Origin of the sequence: Aneurinibacillus sp. Ricciae_BoGa-3, assembly GCF_028421645.1 — a bacterium.
Classification (GTDB): Bacteria; Bacillota; Bacilli; order Aneurinibacillales; family Aneurinibacillaceae; genus Aneurinibacillus_B.
The window spans coordinates 283,888-302,360 of the sequence record NZ_CP116888.1; the positions used below are offsets into that span (position 1 = coordinate 283,888).

The 18,473-nt window shown below is 38.1% G+C and carries 15 protein-coding genes; 1 reads left to right on the forward strand and 14 read right to left on the reverse strand.

Annotated elements, in window-relative coordinates; genetic code table 11:
• Nucleotides 1-6: 6 nt before the first annotated feature.
• The 8 genes from PP175_RS27050 to PP175_RS27085 all read right to left on the reverse strand — a co-directional run bounded on the left by PP175_RS27050 (nt 7) and on the right by PP175_RS27085 (nt 8,542).
• Complete coding sequence (locus PP175_RS27050) at nt 7-753, reverse strand: CpaE/TadZ family protein (RefSeq protein ID WP_272444192.1); 747 nt, start codon at nt 751-753, stop codon at nt 7-9.
• 23 nt (nt 754-776) lie between these two features.
• The gene (locus PP175_RS27055; RefSeq protein WP_272444193.1) at nt 777-1,658 is read right to left on the reverse strand and encodes an SAF domain-containing protein; all 882 of its coding nucleotides are present in this window, start codon (nt 1,656-1,658) and stop codon (nt 777-779) included.
• A gap of 230 nt (nt 1,659-1,888) precedes the next feature.
• Nucleotides 1,889-3,718 carry an ATP-binding protein gene (locus PP175_RS27060; RefSeq protein ID WP_272444194.1) on the reverse strand — a complete coding sequence of 610 codons (1,830 nt, stop codon included), beginning with the start codon at nt 3,716-3,718 and terminating at the stop codon, nt 1,889-1,891.
• Nucleotides 3,719-3,875: 157 nt separating this feature from the next.
• Complete coding sequence (locus tag PP175_RS27065) at nt 3,876-4,526, reverse strand: P-loop NTPase family protein (RefSeq protein ID WP_272444195.1); 651 nt, start codon at nt 4,524-4,526, stop codon at nt 3,876-3,878.
• 19 nt (nt 4,527-4,545) lie between these two features.
• Entirely contained in the window at nt 4,546-4,719 is a 174-nt protein-coding gene (locus tag PP175_RS27070; RefSeq protein WP_272444196.1) for a hypothetical protein, read from the reverse strand.
• A gap of 115 nt (nt 4,720-4,834) precedes the next feature.
• On the reverse strand, nt 4,835-5,101 hold the full coding sequence (locus tag PP175_RS27075; RefSeq protein ID WP_272444197.1) for a hypothetical protein: 267 nt from the start codon (nt 5,099-5,101) through the stop codon (nt 4,835-4,837).
• An 18-nt stretch (nt 5,102-5,119) separates the two neighbouring features.
• Nucleotides 5,120-7,933 (reverse strand): metallophosphoesterase, encoded by a 2,814-nt coding sequence (locus tag PP175_RS27080; protein ID WP_272444198.1) that lies wholly within the window; start codon nt 7,931-7,933, stop codon nt 5,120-5,122.
• Nucleotides 7,934-7,954: 21 nt separating this feature from the next.
• The gene (locus tag PP175_RS27085) at nt 7,955-8,542 is read right to left on the reverse strand and encodes a helix-turn-helix domain-containing protein (RefSeq protein ID WP_272444199.1); all 588 of its coding nucleotides are present in this window, start codon (nt 8,540-8,542) and stop codon (nt 7,955-7,957) included.
• A gap of 250 nt (nt 8,543-8,792) precedes the next feature.
• Here PP175_RS27085 and PP175_RS27090 point away from each other — a divergent pair, with 250 nt between their 5' ends.
• On the forward strand, nt 8,793-9,038 hold the full coding sequence (locus PP175_RS27090; protein WP_272444200.1) for a hypothetical protein: 246 nt from the start codon (nt 8,793-8,795) through the stop codon (nt 9,036-9,038).
• 279 nt (nt 9,039-9,317) lie between these two features.
• On the opposite strand, the gene PP175_RS27095 is transcribed toward PP175_RS27090, so the two are convergent.
• The 6 genes from PP175_RS27095 to PP175_RS27120 form a co-directional block, all read right to left on the reverse strand.
• Nucleotides 9,318-10,334: a cysteine protease StiP domain-containing protein gene (locus PP175_RS27095; protein ID WP_272444201.1), complete on the reverse strand. Its 1,017-nt coding sequence runs from the start codon at nt 10,332-10,334 to the stop codon at nt 9,318-9,320.
• Nucleotides 10,335-10,436: 102 nt separating this feature from the next.
• On the reverse strand, nt 10,437-11,453 hold the full coding sequence (locus PP175_RS27100; protein ID WP_272444202.1) for a DNA cytosine methyltransferase: 1,017 nt from the start codon (nt 11,451-11,453) through the stop codon (nt 10,437-10,439).
• A 52-nt stretch (nt 11,454-11,505) separates the two neighbouring features.
• Entirely contained in the window at nt 11,506-12,792 is a 1,287-nt protein-coding gene (locus PP175_RS27105; protein ID WP_272444203.1) for a DNA cytosine methyltransferase, read from the reverse strand.
• Between the two features lie 286 nt (nt 12,793-13,078).
• The gene (locus PP175_RS27110; RefSeq protein WP_272444204.1) at nt 13,079-13,768 is read right to left on the reverse strand and encodes a methyltransferase domain-containing protein; all 690 of its coding nucleotides are present in this window, start codon (nt 13,766-13,768) and stop codon (nt 13,079-13,081) included.
• A gap of 358 nt (nt 13,769-14,126) precedes the next feature.
• Complete coding sequence (locus PP175_RS27115; RefSeq protein ID WP_272444205.1) at nt 14,127-17,063, reverse strand: hypothetical protein; 2,937 nt, start codon at nt 17,061-17,063, stop codon at nt 14,127-14,129.
• A 219-nt stretch (nt 17,064-17,282) separates the two neighbouring features.
• Nucleotides 17,283-18,260 (reverse strand): copper amine oxidase N-terminal domain-containing protein, encoded by a 978-nt coding sequence (locus tag PP175_RS27120; protein WP_272444206.1) that lies wholly within the window; start codon nt 18,258-18,260, stop codon nt 17,283-17,285.
• Between the last annotated feature and the right edge of the window lie 213 nt (nt 18,261-18,473).

The following is an 18,473-nucleotide window of genomic DNA, read 5'->3' on the forward strand; positions in this document are numbered from 1 at the left end:
CCTTTCCTACAATGATTTGAGCATATTCGTAAACGTATCTTGATTACGATTTTTGGACTTGAATAGACCTCTTACGCTTTGACCACCATTTAAATCCATATTGTCTACAGCGTTTTCGTCATATTCGATTACTCCAATTACTTCAATATTGTTGTCTTTGACAAAGTTTGTTAATTCACCAGAACCAGACGTATACATGTTGTACACCAGCTTTACGGATTCTGGAGATTTTTTATATTGGCGAATGATATCCAATACTCGATTTGCGCTTTTGACATTGGCAATATTGGTTTTAGCAACCATAACAACGGAATCAGCTTCATGGATGCCATAAACGGTTCCCGCATTATCCGTTTCAGGAGCGACAGCAATAACTACGAAATCATAAATGTCTCGAAGATGTTGAATGATGGTTCGAATATGTTTTTCGGTAAACACCTTATGTTTGCCAATCAGCTTCGTTCCTTTGAGAACTTCCACATTGTCCCGCATTGCGACCATATTCTCCAAAAACAATTCTTGAGTCAGAATGTTGCCATCGATTCTATCAATGAGGTTATCAATCCCATGAATCTCGTCATTATTGCTAATAGCATGTGCGAGATACGGATTTTTTAAATTAAAATCCACTAAAGCAATTCGCTTGTTACTGTTTGCGCCCTTTAAATAGTGTGCAAGATTTGTTGCGATAAATTTCGCACCGTTTCCTGATAACACAGGGTAAACCGTGATGATTTTTGCCTTGCTTTCCATTTAGAAACAACGCCTCCTTTTAATTAGTTTGCAGGAACATTAATCGTTTCTCCTGCTTTGAAATTGGTTCGACTATTGTTTAAAGCAGAGATAGCGTAGTTACTGGTTTTGAATTTTAACGCCATTGAACTCAGAGTGTCACCTGTTTGGACTTGATAAGTCATCACCGCTTGTGATTGACTATTCGCCCCACCGTTTTGTCCGACTGGATTTGCCGTTGTTGGGTCATAAACTTTACCATCTAGCGATTGCGCTTTTGTGTCCGCATAATTCTTTTCTGAATTAATTTTTGTACTATCTAATTCATCTACCGTCGTTACCGCAATATCCCCATCTTTTTGTGCATCATAGAAAAGTTGAACTTCCTTATCTGAAGCATGTACCTGGAATGTTGGTACTTTAATTACATCCCCTGAATTAGACGAAGGAGGCATGATTTGCACCACTGTTTTCTCAAACAAGAAATAAGTAGTGGTGGAATTTGTTTCCCGACTGGTTACACGAACATAAACCCGAATTTTATCTCCAACTTTCAGTTCAGATGAATAAGCGGGTGCGATTTTCACCAGTAGGTTTCCTTCACTTGATGCTTTTTTAGTTTCAAGACGTTGTGCCGTAAGCGGTTCTCCCTTTAACAGCCCACCTTTTAGCTGTTTGCCAACAATTCCGTTCATGTTATCAACATATCCAGGAACAAAAGAGTCCTTTCCGATTTGAACAGCTTGGAACATGTCTGGTGAAAGAGCAGTATGGGCTGTTATGTCCTTATTTGCCAAGTAAATCGTCGCTTTATTTGCTTGTTGTTGTTTGGCAACGTATACGTTTTGATAGGCAAACAAACCACCTGATAGAGCCAATAGTCCAACAATGGAACCAATGGCAGTTTTGTATCGTTTGTCGTTCAAAAAACTACACCTCCTAAATAATAAAATTATCGAAATTGACTACATTTAATTTTACACTAAATGTTGCTTATAGTCTATACACTATGCAAATGATGAAGTCTTATACCTTTTTTCGTTTCGAATGACCTCATGATAGACATTATAGTTACTGAGGATGTTTAATTATTCATTACTTGGACTTCATAAAAAAGAAGAGGTATGTCATTCACACCTCTTCAAGAGTCTTGTAATTATAGATTCTCATATCGAATACCAAATGGAGAATTTTCTTTTTTGATTTCACCCTGCCCTGCCATTTCCTCTAGGGCTTCCTGAATTTCTTTTACAGTCATCACTTTACCCATCTCTTTATTAATAGCGGAATGAACTTTTGGTATCGTATTATCGCCTAATGGTAGATATTTGATAAGAATAGATTTTAGCTTTCCGTTCGCATCGTAACCATCCAATTCATCAAAAGCATTGCTTGAATGAGGAGAAGCCGTTTTCGATGCTCGAAAGCGAATATACATCGTTTTTCTGGAACTTGGTGTAGAAATAAAAGCATTCCCACTATTGAGGTCAGGAAGTCGTGTCATTTGCTGTTCGTTTAAATTCGTCTCTCTTGCAATGGCTTGTATATCTACGATATTTTGCGTACGGAAAATAATCTTCGTATTTAATTGAGCAACAATCGTGGTATCTAGCAGAGCAGGACGTTGGGTTGCAAAAACCTCGTAGGTTCCATATTTTCTACCTTCTTGAGATATTTCTCGCAACAAACTCTTGGTTGGGGTTGAATAATCTCCACTAGGTGCATAATTGTGCGCTTCATCCAGGAACAACATAAATGGAGGAAACTTTGCTGGTTCTTTCCCAACCCCATTACTTTTTTGTTCCCAATCTTTATAGGCTCTTCGTTTTCCGTAAACTTTCCCAATCAAATAAGACGCAATCATATTTAATTGTTTTTGTTTACCACGTATGACAGCTAAACGTCGTTTAAGCATACACGCTTCTACCAATGAAATATCCGCCTCAAATATGCCTGTTTTCTTCAGTTTTTCTAACCGCCATGACAATCCCTGTAATGTACTAGTTCCTGCTACTTTATCCTTGTGTTTGGCAAACAAAAGTGCGACATCCTCTGCCAATTGTTCACGGTCGTGCTCTCGTTTTTCCATTATCTCAAAAGCAGATTTTAGCTTATTGATTCGGTCAATCAGCGTTGTGAAACTATCATTACGTTCATGTAACTGTTCCAGTGCCGCTCTCATGGGTTGTGTTACATCTGAAATAAACAATAAGAGGGTAATAATTTCGTCAGAAGACAATTCCGTAATGTTAATGCCGACATTTTCACCGACTTGAAATATCTCATGCTTTTTTGTGAAATTTTCTTGGAAAGTTTCGGGTAAGCCGTCCATCGCTGTTTCAAAAGTCAATTCATAATGGGGGTCAAGGGCAAGACCAGGAATCCCCTTTTTCATCGCTTCTTCAGCTAAAATACGTAAGCCTACGGACTTTCCAGAACCCGTTCCACCTAAGAGTCCAATGTGAGGGTATTTTTGAAAGGCATAATGGTCGAGGATATACGGAATCCCTTTTTGTTCAATGACTTTTCCATCTTGAATTAATGGTGCGACACCTTTAAACACATCAGGAATTTTCTCATAGAGGGCTTCTGTACCCCGAATGACACCAAGAACAAACCCCTTTTCAGGACGCTGACCAATTAGCAAATGTTCAATATCCTCATAATCAGGAATGCTAACTTTAGCCTGTGTTATCATCGGAGTTTGCCATTCGTCGAGCATTTTCATTTTCCCAATATACACGGGTTGGAATTTAACATTATTGAAGTGGAATACCTCTCTTAGGCTATTCCAAATTCCTGTCTCTACAGGAAAGGTATCCTCCCTTATGTTGTTATAACAAGAGGTTTGGGTGATTTCCCCTATGGGATTTTGGTGTGTATCATCTTCAATAATTAAATACTCGTCTACGATAAAGGGACGATTTAAAGAAGCGACATATACTTCTTTTTCATTGGTTCTCCCCACAACATAAATTTCACTCATAGGACTCCTCTTTTCTGGTTTGTTAGTTAAATTATAGTTTTGTCTATTTATATAGTCAATTTTATTTTACAAATTTATAATAGTAACATGTGTTTGTTGTTAGATTTATAACACCATTAAAACCTACCGACAAAATAAAAAGCATAGTGAATGTCCACTATGCAGATAACACGGTGATTTCAGTCTTTCCTTCATTGATTCTGAAATGAAACGCTTTGTCACCCGTTTTAGCTAGATATTCATCATGCGTAGACATAATAACCTGTCTATTAATAGCCGAGCTTATTTCATAGAAGAACCTTGCTACATTTTCCGAGTTTCCTTTAGACACGTATTTAGAAGGTTCATCTAAGAAAATAGGAGCAACATTGTTTTCGCCTGTTAATTCTAGAAGGGCGATTAAGCAAGCATGGGATACGATATCTGCAATCCCACCTCCCTCTTCATCTGCAGGGTCGGCTTCCACCGTGTAGTCACTATACTTGGACTTTACGATAAACTCCGCAACAGGCGCACTTCCTTTTTCGTCCAACTTGATTTCCAACGACATGTAATCCCCCATTATAAACTGCAAGGCTCGTGTTGCCATAGTTTGCAGAACATCTTTTGCATTTTTCCTTGCTTCTACAGAAGCATCTTGAAGAAGTATCTTTTGAATGTCCAACGTATCTTTATCTTTGCTTAATGATTCAATTTCTTCTTCTTTATTTTTCTTATCTTCTTGAAGCTTCTGTACGATTCCGATATCCTGGCTATATTTCCGCTTCATGATTTCAAGCGTCTCCCTTAAACTATCGGTGTCTACCATAACAAGCAACCTCCCTCCACTAGCAAGCCGCATCCAATATTTCGAGTTTGGCTTCTTTCTTGTCGTATTGTCTTCGTTGCCTTTTTAAGAACTGCTTGTCTTTTCCTTTAATGCGATTGGTGGGGAATCGTCCATCCCCATTAAAGTCCCAATCACGATTTTTTTGAATGAAGTGTTTGGATTGTTTAGCCATGTATACCTCCTGTTTTTACGTCGTTTTTGTATGATGTTGCTGACAACAAACGCTTATAAATAAATGTTTACATTTTCGTACACATAAATGTTTTAGTAAATGTGTACATATCAACTTACAAAAGTTTGTACTGTTTTAGTAAATCAAATGGAATCATTTGCTTTACTTTTAGCAAGTTCTCTTCGATTTTGGCATCAATCTCTTGGATTTCCTGTCTCCCCTTCTCAGGTGTTGTTCCCAAGGCTTTTAGTTCTTCATCCGTTTCCTTTTGTTGTTGCTCATAAATTCCTTTAGACGTTAAGGCTCGTTGGCGTAAGTCCTCTGACGCCTTAATTGCTTTCTCAATCGATTGAATCTCGCTCATGGTTGCTTCATTACTCATGGTCTGCTCTCCTTTTGATTAGTGTTTGATATAGGCTTTTACGATTCGATTAACCGTAGTGTTATCTACTTTTCCGAAACATACAGGACATTGACCTGCTTCCTCTAAAACCTGCTGATAGATTTTTACATCTTTTTGAATTTGGGCATTGGCTTGGTCAATGGATACTTGCTCTTTCTGAACAAGGACAACAAACTTTTCTCTTAAAACCAACTGTTTTACAATGGACTCTCTTCGTTGCTGATTCGTTTTAATCCGAAACAGATGCTCTTTTGCTTCCTCAATCCGACTCGTTTGTTCCAGTGTAACAGCGATGGCTTTAAGGGCTTTTTCTTGTGTGGTTCGTTTTTCTTGCACTTCCACTGCCCTCTTTACCTTTACTTCTAATTCTTTGCGGGTTTGAATGGCTTGATTCATGCCCGATACAAGCGATTTTGCTTCTTCCACACGTTGTGTTTGTTCGAGAAGAAGGTTTTGTTTACTGATGTTTTCGAGAAAGTTTGCTCTCTTGTCTATGCAGGATTCAATCGATTCTCTTTTCTCCCATCCTTTTTTGAGGTTTTCAATCAACCGACTAGCCCTTTGCACTTGTTCGGTATGAGTTATCACCAATGTTTGTTCAGATATATTTGCTAATACTTCTTCACGCTTATCTATAACCTTTTCTATTTGATTTCGTTTGCTATGAAGTTCGGTAGTTTCATGTAACTGTTCTTTTGCTTCATCCAAGTGCTTCACCGCTTCCAACGACGCATAAATATGTTTTAAGCTATGGGCGGTCTTATCACGTTTGGTTATCAATTCTTCCAGTCGGTTACGTTTTGCCACATTTTCTTTTGCTTCTGTAAGTAGGGTGTAGGTTCGGTTTACATCCTGCAGTGCGGTCACGATTTGCTGATTCTTATAAATGTTGGAAACTAATTGCTCCCGTTTATCCAAGAGCTTCTCAATCTTCTCTTTTTGTTGTTGCAAACGTTGGATTTCTTTGAGCATTTCTTCTACACCGTCAATCGATTTCTTTAAATCGGGTAGATACTCATACTGTTGCAGTTGCTCTTTTGTTTTGGTTAAAACCTCATGAGCCGATTTTATTTTTTCGTTACTTTTTTTGGTTTCGGCATCCAAATCTCGAATAACAGCATCCGCATATTGGGTTCCGTAAATCCCGCCGATGATTTTGGCTTTCTGAGGAGCCGAATACTGGTCACCTATCAAAAACCATCCTGTTCCTTGTTTTGAGAAGTTAAGGGTAAACTGTAAGTCTTTATCGATGATTAAAGGCGAGTAACCTAATATTTTCTGTACTTCTGGTAGAATTTTTGTGTTGTGGAAAGAAGTCTCACCTGTTTTGGGGTCGGTAATCTCATAGCCGTTTTTCCCACCATTTTTGGCTTCGACAAAACGTGAAATGATATATCCATTAGAAAGATGAAGGATAACTTTTGCATATTCCGCTTTTTTGCGAATGAATCGTTTACCAGACGGTTTATTTCTATAAACCCAATCGAATGCCCGAAGAAGGGCTGTTTTTCCTTGTTTACTTTCCCCTACTAAGAGATTAAAACCATTAGAGAAATCAAATTCACTATACGCATGCGACTGAAAGTTTACGAGAATTGCCTTCGTTACACGGGCATGCTTTAAAATGCCATCCGTGCTCTGATTGATTTCCCTCATTTTTTCACTGATTCGTTCAATCACTTGGTCTCTAACCTCAATTGGTAGCTGTTTGTTACCCGCTAAATCCCGAATGATTTCCGTAATATCCGTCGCCTTTTTGATTCCTGCATCACGAACCGTTTTCTTAAATTCCTCCAATCGAGAAGCTCTTGCTTTTTTCTCTTCGATTTTAGTACGACTAAGCACGGTATTCCCAGGCTTTGCGGATTTTAATGGAATCTCTTTGAGTTGCAACCCATGTTCCTTCGTAATATCAATGAGAAGAACTTTTACCGTTCGGTTAATTTCTCTCACATCATTTTTCAGACGAGGAATGGCTCCCGTATTTACAAAATACTTGTCATCAATTTGAGTAATCGGAAACCCCATGTGGTCATGACCTGAGATGGTCAAATCCGCCTTAGTATGCTTAATCTGGTCAACCAATGTATGACGAAATAAGTTCCCCATTGACTTATCGGACAGGTATCCGTGATTCAGGTGGATATGTATATCCCCCAACTTCTCCGTTACGATGTAATCATCAAGGTATTCAGGACTGTCTACGTCTAAGTGATAATGCGTGCCTGTTATCGCAACCGTTAGCCCGTCTTCTGTGGTTAAAAAATACGGATTCTCTTTTGTGGCAAATCGCATCAGCCCCAACTTTTCCATAAAACCTAACATCGTTTTGGGAAGTGTGTTGATGTTGTTACCGAATAACTCGTGATTGCCTGCAACACCAATCAAAGGTCGATAATTTTTTAACTGGTTCTGCACCAATTCTTTATCTTTTTTAAAGTCTTCTTCCGAATAGACCGTAACTAGCTCTTTTCTGGCTTCTTCAATGTCACCAATTTCACCTGTAAAAATTCTACGGAGATATTTTGTGATAAAAAGTTCTTTATCGTATTTTTCTTTGGACATCATCTTGCCAAGAATTTCAAAAACATCGACCTTTGTCCATTTACGGATAACTTCTGAGGCAAAGTCCAAGGGAGGATTCGGTGCATCCCAAAAATCCCCTGGTTGCAGAAAAGCCGCTACCTCATATTGTTCACCGAGTCGAAGAATTTCCTCTGTTTTTAAATTCATGGAAGCCAGAAAATCATCCGTTCGATTTTCAGGAGCCGTAGACCGATTATGATAGTCACCAAATTGAATTAACTTCATCTGTTCATCTCACCTACTTCCTTACGAAATCAAACCAACATTTTTCGAAATAAAAGCATCCAGTACCACAGTGTCCAACCCCTTCACTTTTAAGGAGTCCCGAACCGTATCAATGACACCTTTTGCGGTCATTGCCCAAACTTTTTCTTTTTTGTACAACCAGTTATCGTTTTCATTGAAGTTGTCATCAATGATAACGAATTGAAAGTTAATTCGATTATCTTTCTTAAAGACCTCAAACATTTGAGGAATTAGCTCTTTATGAGGAAGATTATCCAGTACATCTCGGACAGCTTCATTCTCGTACCAAATTTGCAGTTTGTCGCCTCGGTGCGCTAAGTAGTCAACATGCAGTTTCTCACCGTCAAGCACAAATGTTTTTCCATATAAGTTTTTCTCTTTTAATACGGCTTCAATTGCCTCTTTTTTCAACAGCCATGTATTCCCGCTTTTCTTAATGTCTTCTTCTCGAAACAACCCTTCTTTAATCCAAGTGCGAAATGTGCAATCCGCTACATCGTATTTACTTGATGCTTCTTTTGTCGTGAGAACCAAATCCAATACATTAATTTCTTTATCATTTTTTTCTACTTGTGTATGTTCATTCATGCGAATCGCTCCTATGATGTAATAATGCCTATATAAACCCGTCAAATAAGGTTCTCCGCTCGCTCATTAACTAATTTTTTCTTCCTTTATTATATAACGTAATATATATTAGGTCAATTAATTTGTAAAAAATAAATTACATAATTTAAAACAAATTAAACTATATTATGGACGGTTAGAGATAAATTGCTTATAATCTTAATAATAAAAAAAGTGATACGGATAATAAAAATTGAGGAGGAATATTGTGATGATGGATTCTTTAATGAGTGAAGTAGAACAGATAAAACAAGAATTTATAAAAAATCTGTTTAAATCAGAGAACATCCTTAATGAAGCATTTAAAGACAATGATTACAGTAACACCGATTTCCTTTGGATTTTAGATGGTAAGCCCAAAATGTCAACCAGTAACACCATTTATCATCTACATAAAGAAGGATATTTTACACAAGATGAAGCAAAGCAATTATTAGAACACCTGTGGGACGTTTAATATTTAAAGGGAAGTAAGGGTGATGCACTTAATTCAAGCGATATTAGTTGATGAAAGTCGTCGTGAATTCCTGATTTAGATAATGACATCAGATTTAAACGTTATGTAGTCCTATTCCTCTTACGTATGAACATTTCATGTTTATTTCTGTATAAATAAGAATTATTTATTAATTAATCTTCTTTGTTCGTTCTTTTTATGAATAATCGGTCATCTAAAGGATGCGAAATAAAAAAATATTCTTCCTCGCTTGGGTTATTCAAGCAAGAAAGAATAGGCTTATACTTCTTTATCAATAGCCAAGCAAGCATAGTACATATGAGGATACATTTCGATTGGAATCCCTTTCAACTTTGCTATAAAAAAAACAGGGTCAAGATAGTAAGATTCTTTTGGATGAATGAGTATTCTGGAAGGAATGTTGCGAAGTAGTGTTTTAATGGTTTCCCCTATACCAGGCTTTATTTGATTCCCCTCTTTTACGCCATAGTGCTTTTGAATTTTTTGCAATTCACGCTTCGCTATAAAATGTCCCTCTTCTTTTGGTGTTATGCTCGGAGTGATATATCGAAAATATTTGGTTATTTCATTAACGAAAGAATTGGTCATATCGATTGGTTCCCACTCTTTATGATAGGTAGCTCGTACATAATCATGCTCATGGAGTGGAGTTTTGTTTAAAACAGTAGAGAGTCCAGTAATCGTGGCATCAAAACAAGCGGAAGGGACAAGAAAATCGTCTCTAGTGGCAAAACGAAAAGTGGAATGCGATGGGTCTGATATGACAGAAAGTTCGCCATCTAATAGGACATCATATTTTAGCTGAAACTTTCGGACAGATTGTTTCACGATTTGTTGTGTCGTGCCTGTACCTGTCCAGCCATCGAGGAATTGCAAGCGATTGGTCTGGTGTTTTTTCAAGATATAAACCAGTGCATTTTCATCTAACCCTTTCTCTCGATTACACGAAATGGTGTAATGCGGAACATTCAAACCAAATCCATGGAGGAAGTATCGCTTAATCAATACACCAATAGGGGTTCCTGCTGTCGCTAACGAAACGAGAACGACATCCTTTCCTTTTTGCTCCAAAATCAACTGAGAAAGATTCGCTACATATTGAGCAAGGCTTAAAGCTGTTTTTTGGATGGACTTATAAAACACATTTTTATAATCCCTTGAATGGATAAAGTTTTTTCCTTCATCCTTTGATACTTCGCCTGTTTCTCCAAACCTATTGCTTTCTTGAAGGAATTCTCCCCCATCATTCACCATAAAAACACAATCATTTTCCATATAACTACTCATAAAAGTTGGAGCTTTTACATGTTTCATTTTTTCAAAAAAGGCTTGATTCAGTAGGATTCCCTCCTTCCTTCTCTTTGATAGGATTTTTTATTAAAGCACTTTATCTAATATCTCGTTGTCTATGACTTTAGCGATATGTTTCATCAAATGAGGGGAAACTGAACTACATATTTTCTGCCAATTTAACGAAGGATTAGAGGAAAGCCTATACCCATCTGGATATGTTTGAATCCGCATGGCTTCCCAAATACTCAATACCCTATCCATTTTAGGGTGAATAGGACGAGTAAAATTCTTTTTCAGTTCATAGTAAGGTTCTTCCCATCTATCTCGCTTGTAATTAGCTTCACGCACATGAATATCATTTGCCTCCATGATATCCTCTATTTCCTCTTCCGTTATACCAGGGCGGAAATACTTGGTGATGTAGGCTTCCCTTGCTCTATTGGTTTTGTATTCCATTGGGATATGCATCAGGTCTTCAATGGCGTCTTGGGTGGAAATCGTGTATTCCAATGCTTCAGGAAACACAGGTTTTACCCTTAAATCCTTTCGAACCCCGATAATAAAGAGGGTTTCCTTATCTTGTGGCACTTCATAGAAACGAGCATTCAAAATTTCAAAGTCCACCCTATACCCAATTTCTTTAAGAAGCTCTATCATTTCATTTAAGACAAGTTGGGATTTACCTAGCCCTAATTTCTTATCATTGTTGATAACAAACACTTTTGGCATGATATCTTCTATAATTCTTCCAATTTCAAGAAGCAAACTATCGGTTCGTTGGTGAAAAGGTATATTTTGTCTTTTTGAAAAGAAATTAGATGGTGGAGATGCATCCAAGATATCCAGTTCATATTTTTCTAGCCCACATTCATTCAGCAGTTCATCGCCTTTGATATCCTTTACGTCCTTCTGAATAAAGCGTACTTTTTGATGATTGGATTGATAGACCTTCCCTACTTCGCTTTGATAATCCACCGCAACCTTTACATCTAATCCAGCTAAATGATACCCAATCGTATTGGCTCCAAATCCACTAAAAAGTGAAACAACATTTCTTTTCTTCGGTATATCCTCTATTTCTTTAATCGTAAGTGACCTCATTTTTCCTCTCCTTTCTTTGTTGTTTAAATCCAAACGGTATGAATGTCGGATTTTAAGCGGGTTCTTTTAAGAGTTCAGCAATTTGTTTTCCAAATCGATAAGCAATCAACGAGGGAATACCGCTACACCGTTCATATTGGTGAGCAAGGGAAACATCTTCACCAAAAGAAAACCAATCGGGTACAGTCTGTAAACGAAGACACTCTCGAACGGTGAATCTTCTTGGTGGGGCGATTTCGTAACTATCCATTTTTCGAATGTCATAACGAGCGGGTTCTGGATATAGTGGAAGTTGTCTTGCAGAGCTTACGATGGTAAACGACGGTTCATCCCATTGTTTTTGGCGGTTTCGACTTTTGTAACGGGGTGAGAAATCCCCTTGATAATAGTCGTTGTGATTGGATAATGGAAACGACGTGTATTTGTCTCGGTTATCGACAATTTGGGCGTTATTTTTGCCGTTCATAAAGGAGGTCAATGTCCATGCGGGGTTATCAAACTTTACTTTACGGAGAAAGCCTGTTCGACCGCCTCCTGAATAAAACGCTTTACCTAAAAAGGCTATTTGGTCTTCTACAGGTAAGTTTCGCCAATTGCCTCCAGGAGGAATTTTATCGACGTACGGGGCTTCATCTTTACGGATGCCATACCCTTTATGATTGTTTTCTCCATTCGGGTCAGGCAAATCACCAATAGCATCTCGAATGGTGGTTCTGCTTTGTTCGGGTATAGGCGATGGGAACGTAAATGTTTTACCTAAATCCTTACGAATCCCTACGGCTATCACCCTTTTCCGAAGTTGTGGAACCCCATATTCCCAACAATTGAGGGTATCAGGTTCCCCATTCTCTTTTTGCTGATAGGTTACATGGTATCCAGCTTCATCAAATAACTTCATGAGTTCTTCAAAGAATTTTTTATGCTTTTTGGTCAGCAATCCACCCACATTCTCCATCAGGAAGGCTTTGGGTTGTTTTTCTTTAATGATGCGATAGAAATGATACCCAAGGTCTCCCTTGTTCTTATCTTGTACGCCATTTCCTTTTCCTGCTACCGAAAACGGGGTGCATGGGAAACCTCCCGTTATGATATCTGCCCAAGGGACATCCTCACTTTTGAGTTTTCGTATATCACCTAAAACGGCATGGTTTCCGATGTTGCGGTTATAGGTATCCACCGCATACTTCTGATTGTCGATGGCATACACAATTTTGTATCCTGCTAATTTAAAACCAGACGCTCCTACGCCTGCCCCACAGAATAAATCAATCATGGTAAGTCCATTAAAAGGTTGCTGAATCATCCCCCATCTTGGTTCTGATAAATCACTTTTTTTCATTCGATATTTTTCACCTCTCTTTCGCTAAAAACCTTTATTTTTCTAAGCTTGAACACTTCTGACAACTTTCGGAAAACATAAACCTATATACTGCCGAAAAAACATTGACTTTTTCGCTTCTGGACGAAACTTGGTTTTTATAGGAAATGATTAAAACGCTTCAAAAAGAATAGTTGATTTCGAAAAGCTTTGTTTGAAAAAACATGAAAACCCTCTTTCATCTATCGCCAAGCGATTAAAACCTTAAAAACAAAAAAACTAAAAACCTAAAAACCTAAAGACCTTATTACTTAATCGCAAGAAATCCTGTGAAGTTGAGGTATTTGAAGAAGATATCAACCTTCTCAAAGCCTGTATGTCTAAGAATCTCAACATTTTCTTGAACAGATAGACTCTGCATGACACCTCTTAGTGATTTGTCTTTCTCTCGAATTTCCTGAGTAGACAGCCCATGTTCTTCTTTATAGTCATGATAAATTTTGGTAAAGATATCATGGGTCTGCGTTTCGAAGGGAAAGGTTTTTTCAACGAACAAAAAGGCTCCGCCCTTATTTAGGGTTTGATAAACATTGCGGAGTACGGATTCACGTTCATGGATAGGTAAAAACTGAATCGTTAATATTGATAGGATGAAATTACTTTTGTGTTCAAAAACATAATTTTCTATTGCATGCTGGATAAACTCCACATTGTTTAAAATGAGATTTTTCTCATTTGCTTTTTGTAACATCGCTTGCGATTCATCAATACCAATAAACCGTAGATTTTTATCAAAATGCCGATGACTTATTTTATGGATGGTTTCTCCTGTTGCACAGCCAAGGTCGTAAATCACATCATTTTGTTTAATAAAGAAATCCGATAAGTGTAGGACTACTTCCTGTAACGCATCGTAGAGCGGTACGGACTGCCTTACATGGGTATCGAAAACATCGGAAACGTTCTTATCAAACGCCCAAGAAGCTATACGTTTCATGAATGCGCCTCCTTCCTAAATGACTTTGATTATATTTTATCCATGTTTTTTATTAGATTAAAGTCAAAAATAGGTTAAAGGCGTTTGATTCCTTATGTACTGCCTACTATCTCAGTAAATTAACAGGATAAACTTATCAATAAGTATGAACATTTTCATACCAACAAAAGAAAACGATTCAGCAAAAAGTATGAACATATTCATAACAAATCATCAGAGTTCGTGGGAATGCCTAGCGATTTCCCACTCAATCAACTCTTTTCTTTAGGAAAACTTACGCAAAAAGTATGAACATTTTTTTGCTATATATAAAAAAGAGAAGGTGTTGGGGAATGAACCCCTTTCCTTCTCTTTTTTATTATTGAATGATATGAGTGTGTAAGTCATCCAAGTAAGAACCTTTAACTCGAATGGTTACGTTTTTCACGTCACAAAGGACTGTACCCATGAATTGATAATACGGTTTGTCGTAGGAACCGTAGAATGGTTCAGTTTCGACTCTCATGGTGTAGTCGCCATCTCTTGTTTCTGGACTTACATAGAGTTTTTGTTCTGGATGGTCAATCACCGTTCTAGTATTAAACGTATACTGACTCGTTTGGTCGTACCAAATTCCAGAAGTAGCTCCAACCAGCGTCATGCTGACTTGATTGCCATAATCGTCTCTGAATGGGAAGACTACCCGAATACGTTCCGTTGGATTTACAGGTGTGTAGGATGGATGAACACTTAATCCGTTACATCCCTCTTCCCAAGATTTCGGCGTATCATTATAGGTGTTGGTACTGTAATTGGTCACAACCCGAAGTTCAAAACCATAACCTGCTTTGATAACTGCAGGTGTTCCGTTAACTACATCTACCCAAGCACTATCTCGATTAGCATTTCCACCTACTTTATCAACCGTTGACTTGCTTCTAAAGTAAATGTGTTGGATACGCATGTCTTCATGGAACGGAATGTCTCTTGTCCATTGAGCCGTTCTATCGGTTACACACCAGCATCCATCTTTATCACACTCATAATGACCCCACCATTGATAGAAATAGAATCGGGTAGTCCACTCGTTATGCGGGTGTGGATACGGACAACTAAAGGTTGATTGACCAGGAGTTATCGTTACAGGTTGGCTACCGATGTTGTCACGATACGGGTCTTGTCCATTGCCAAGATATTCGACAAATTTACGTGGGTTTGGATTGGCTTCAACTTGAACTTGGTGTGTTCCTTGTCCAAGGTACACGTTTGGCAACGTACGAGCAATACCTACAGTCGCTCCTGCTTTCACAACCAGTTCTTCCGTGAAAACAATTCGACCATCAATGGTATACACCAGCGGAATTTGTTTATCTCCTCGTGCGGCATCGTTTGTCAGGTTAAAATTAACGCTGTATGAAACAGCTTTAGAACTTTGCCCTGGTGCTAACCATTCATTTGCAGGATTAGCTTGGAAATTGCTAACGATAATGTTATCTGTGTCTGCCAAACATGGTGCTTTTGCTACGTCATCTTGAGGGTCGTCATTCACACCTAGAATCTTGTATTTTGATGGAATGGTCGCTTGTGAGCACATTTTTGGTACATTTGGTTTAAATGGAACCCAATATACCGCATAATCACCAGGATGTCTCATGGTTCCATCCGCAAGCACGTTACCATTCTTGTCATAAACGGCTGTAGGTGTTACCGTTTGATTTTCCGTTGTGGAGACTTCATCCGTATTTCTTACGGTTAATTCAGGATTGGTGACTGTTTTGCTTCCCTTATCTTTTGTGACGGTGTATTCCACATACAAGTCACGTCCTGCGACAACGGATTCGACAGGATTTTTATTCCAATCGTAGTAGCCATTGAATTTAACCGCTAAGTTTTCAGGAGGATTTGGTTTAATAGCGAAGATTATTGATGCATTATCATCGTTGGTATTTACGTTATATCCTAATTGACCAAACTTAGATGGTACTTCTGCCTGAAACTGAATGCTTTTTGTAGGACTACCTGTGGTAGGAACCGTCACATCGTATTTGAAGTGAGCAGTTTTACCTGTTGGTAAGTTGTTTGAATATGGGGGTAATGCCTTTGCACCTTGCGCATTCATATGGGATACAGAGAATTGATTAATATTTCCAACTAACCCGTCATAAGAAACCATGTTGTTTAATGTAATAGGCATGTTTGTGATGTTCTTCTTGACATCTGGCATATTTTCTACATCAACTTCTACATGGTAGGTCGCACCTTTTGTAACAGATGTTTGGAACTTTTTGACCGTTGGCGTGTTCACATAATAGTCTGTCCCTCTCTTAGCTTCAGCTATTAATTTATGATTGTCGTCATAAATTTTGTAATCCATCAGTCGAAGATTGGATTGTTTCGGTGCGTTGGTAATAACCGTTCGATAATACAACTGACCATCGGCTCCATAGTGCCAACCTAACCACACACCCGTTTCGGTATCAGGATTACTCATAGGCATTAAACGGTCAGCCCAATAAGCGGGGTCAGGATGGGCGGCTTTTAACTCTGGATAATCGACAAACAGATGTCGGTTAATCCAGTCATATTTGATGTTCCAATCTTGGTTGTAAACCGTAAAGCCACCAAATAGTTTTTGACTCAAAGGTGAACCAAATCCACCACGTTGCCAGTTGTAATTGGCAAGTATTTTAGCTGTTTGCGGTTTAGTATTTCCTTGATATCTTGCACTATCAACGTCATTAGGAAAATAGGGGTTTCCAATTGCAGTACCGTTTAGTGTATATCCAAGGAATCGCCATTCATAGTTCTTCCCTTTAAAATCACCATAAAGAATGGTTTTAGAACCAGAATTATCGCCATTATAACTTAATGAACCTGGGTCAACCGAGCCGAGTTTCAAGTTATTTGCATAAGGCTTGGAATCGATATTTGGTACGTGGTGGTCACCATGATAGCCCACAAGCGTTTGACGGTTTTCTAGCATCAACGACATATCTGTTCTTGATAAGGGCAGATGTTCCGCTGGTGGTGGAGAAACAGTATACCAAACAAATCCACCAGGATACACTTCTCTATAAAGCTTTTGAGTTCCATACCACTGTGATTGTGGTATTTGTTGCCCGCTGGAATTTCTGTAAGCTGAATTAAATCGTATAAACATAGGAGGATTTGTTGTTGTATCTGGCAGGGTTTTGAATTGGGATTGCCCCCAATTTACCGCATGTCCTTTGAAAGAAGTTCCTATTGAATAAAGTCCACCGATTAAGGACAACCCCAATACGGCTGATAGAGCAACCTTTTTCCGATTTTTTTTCATTTTTCCCCTCCTTTATTATGAGGTTTTTACTATGACATAATAATAAGACATTGTTTTTATTTTATATATAGCATATATGCGCTATATTGTTTTACATTGTTTATAGATTATATACAGGATATACAAAAGTATAAAAGTATCAAAAAACGTAATGATTGTATAGCAAATGGCAAAATAAAAAAAGCTAAGAATTTCTTAGCTTTTTTACCTTAATGCTTATTAATGTTTTTTTTGAAAACCTACATGTATATATAAACATCCGTCCGTGTCATTTAAATTCACCATGACCGTTCTTCCGTTAGCTGTAAACTGATTTGGAATATTTCCTGAATTGAAGTAATTCCAAACTTTCATGTAATCTTTTCCGAAATAAAATTTAAACAATTCTTTTGAGACGACAGGGATACGATAACTTGCTGGAACTTCTGGGGCTTGCCAGCCAGTATATCTAAACTCTACTTCATATTTGCCTAATGAGTTATGCGTATCAGCAATACTAATAGCTTGTGGTTGACCAGGGATATTGAACCAGTGACCATGAAAATCAAATCCAAGTTCTTTTTGGAACACTTGGAAGTTTTTATCTTGATTTGAAGACCATGATGACTTCAATACAGGAGCCGTCCAACCATCAGGATATGTTTTGCCTCCACCAGGCTTTTGCGTTTGTGGATTGCTTGGTGCTGGTTGTGTAGCCATACCCGCTACGTTGATGATGGTTTTCCCACCTTGATTGGTTTGTTTCACTCCATAACCCATACCTTTAAACGATTTCACAAAATCAATTGGTACATAAAGCACGCTGTCTTTCATGATGGCTTTGGCATCTACTGGAACAACAACTTTACCCATTAATTTCGTCTCTAGTGGAATAGCTTGTCCATTTACACTTGCAGAAGATGAACCTTCTTCAACTGTAACGACTTTTCCGTTTCGTTCTTGAATGATGGATTGGTTTGATGAGTCAATCCAGGTTACATCGTCACCCATTTTTTGAGCAATCGCATTCAGTGGTACATATGTTACCCCATTGCTCACAAAAGCTTGTCCATCTGCAGAAGCAAGTGGTACGCCATTTACCTCAACCACTGTGGTTGTACCTGCATGGTTGAGAACTGTCGCCGCAACAGCAAAAACTCCAATTCCTGCTAAAATTTTTGGATTTCCAATCCTTTTCAAAACGTCTTTTACATTCATAAGTAAGATTCCTCCTTTATAGTTGTTTGCGTAATTTGCAAACGCCTTGCTTATCAAACCTTTTTCATTATAGATAATTCAGACTACCTTATAACTCAAGGTTGGCTTCACGCCTTCCATTTTCCGCTAATTTTATTGGTAAATCAAGGGTATTTATCTTTATCTACAATATACTACCATTATTGACTATTGTCAAATATTTTTTACCAACAA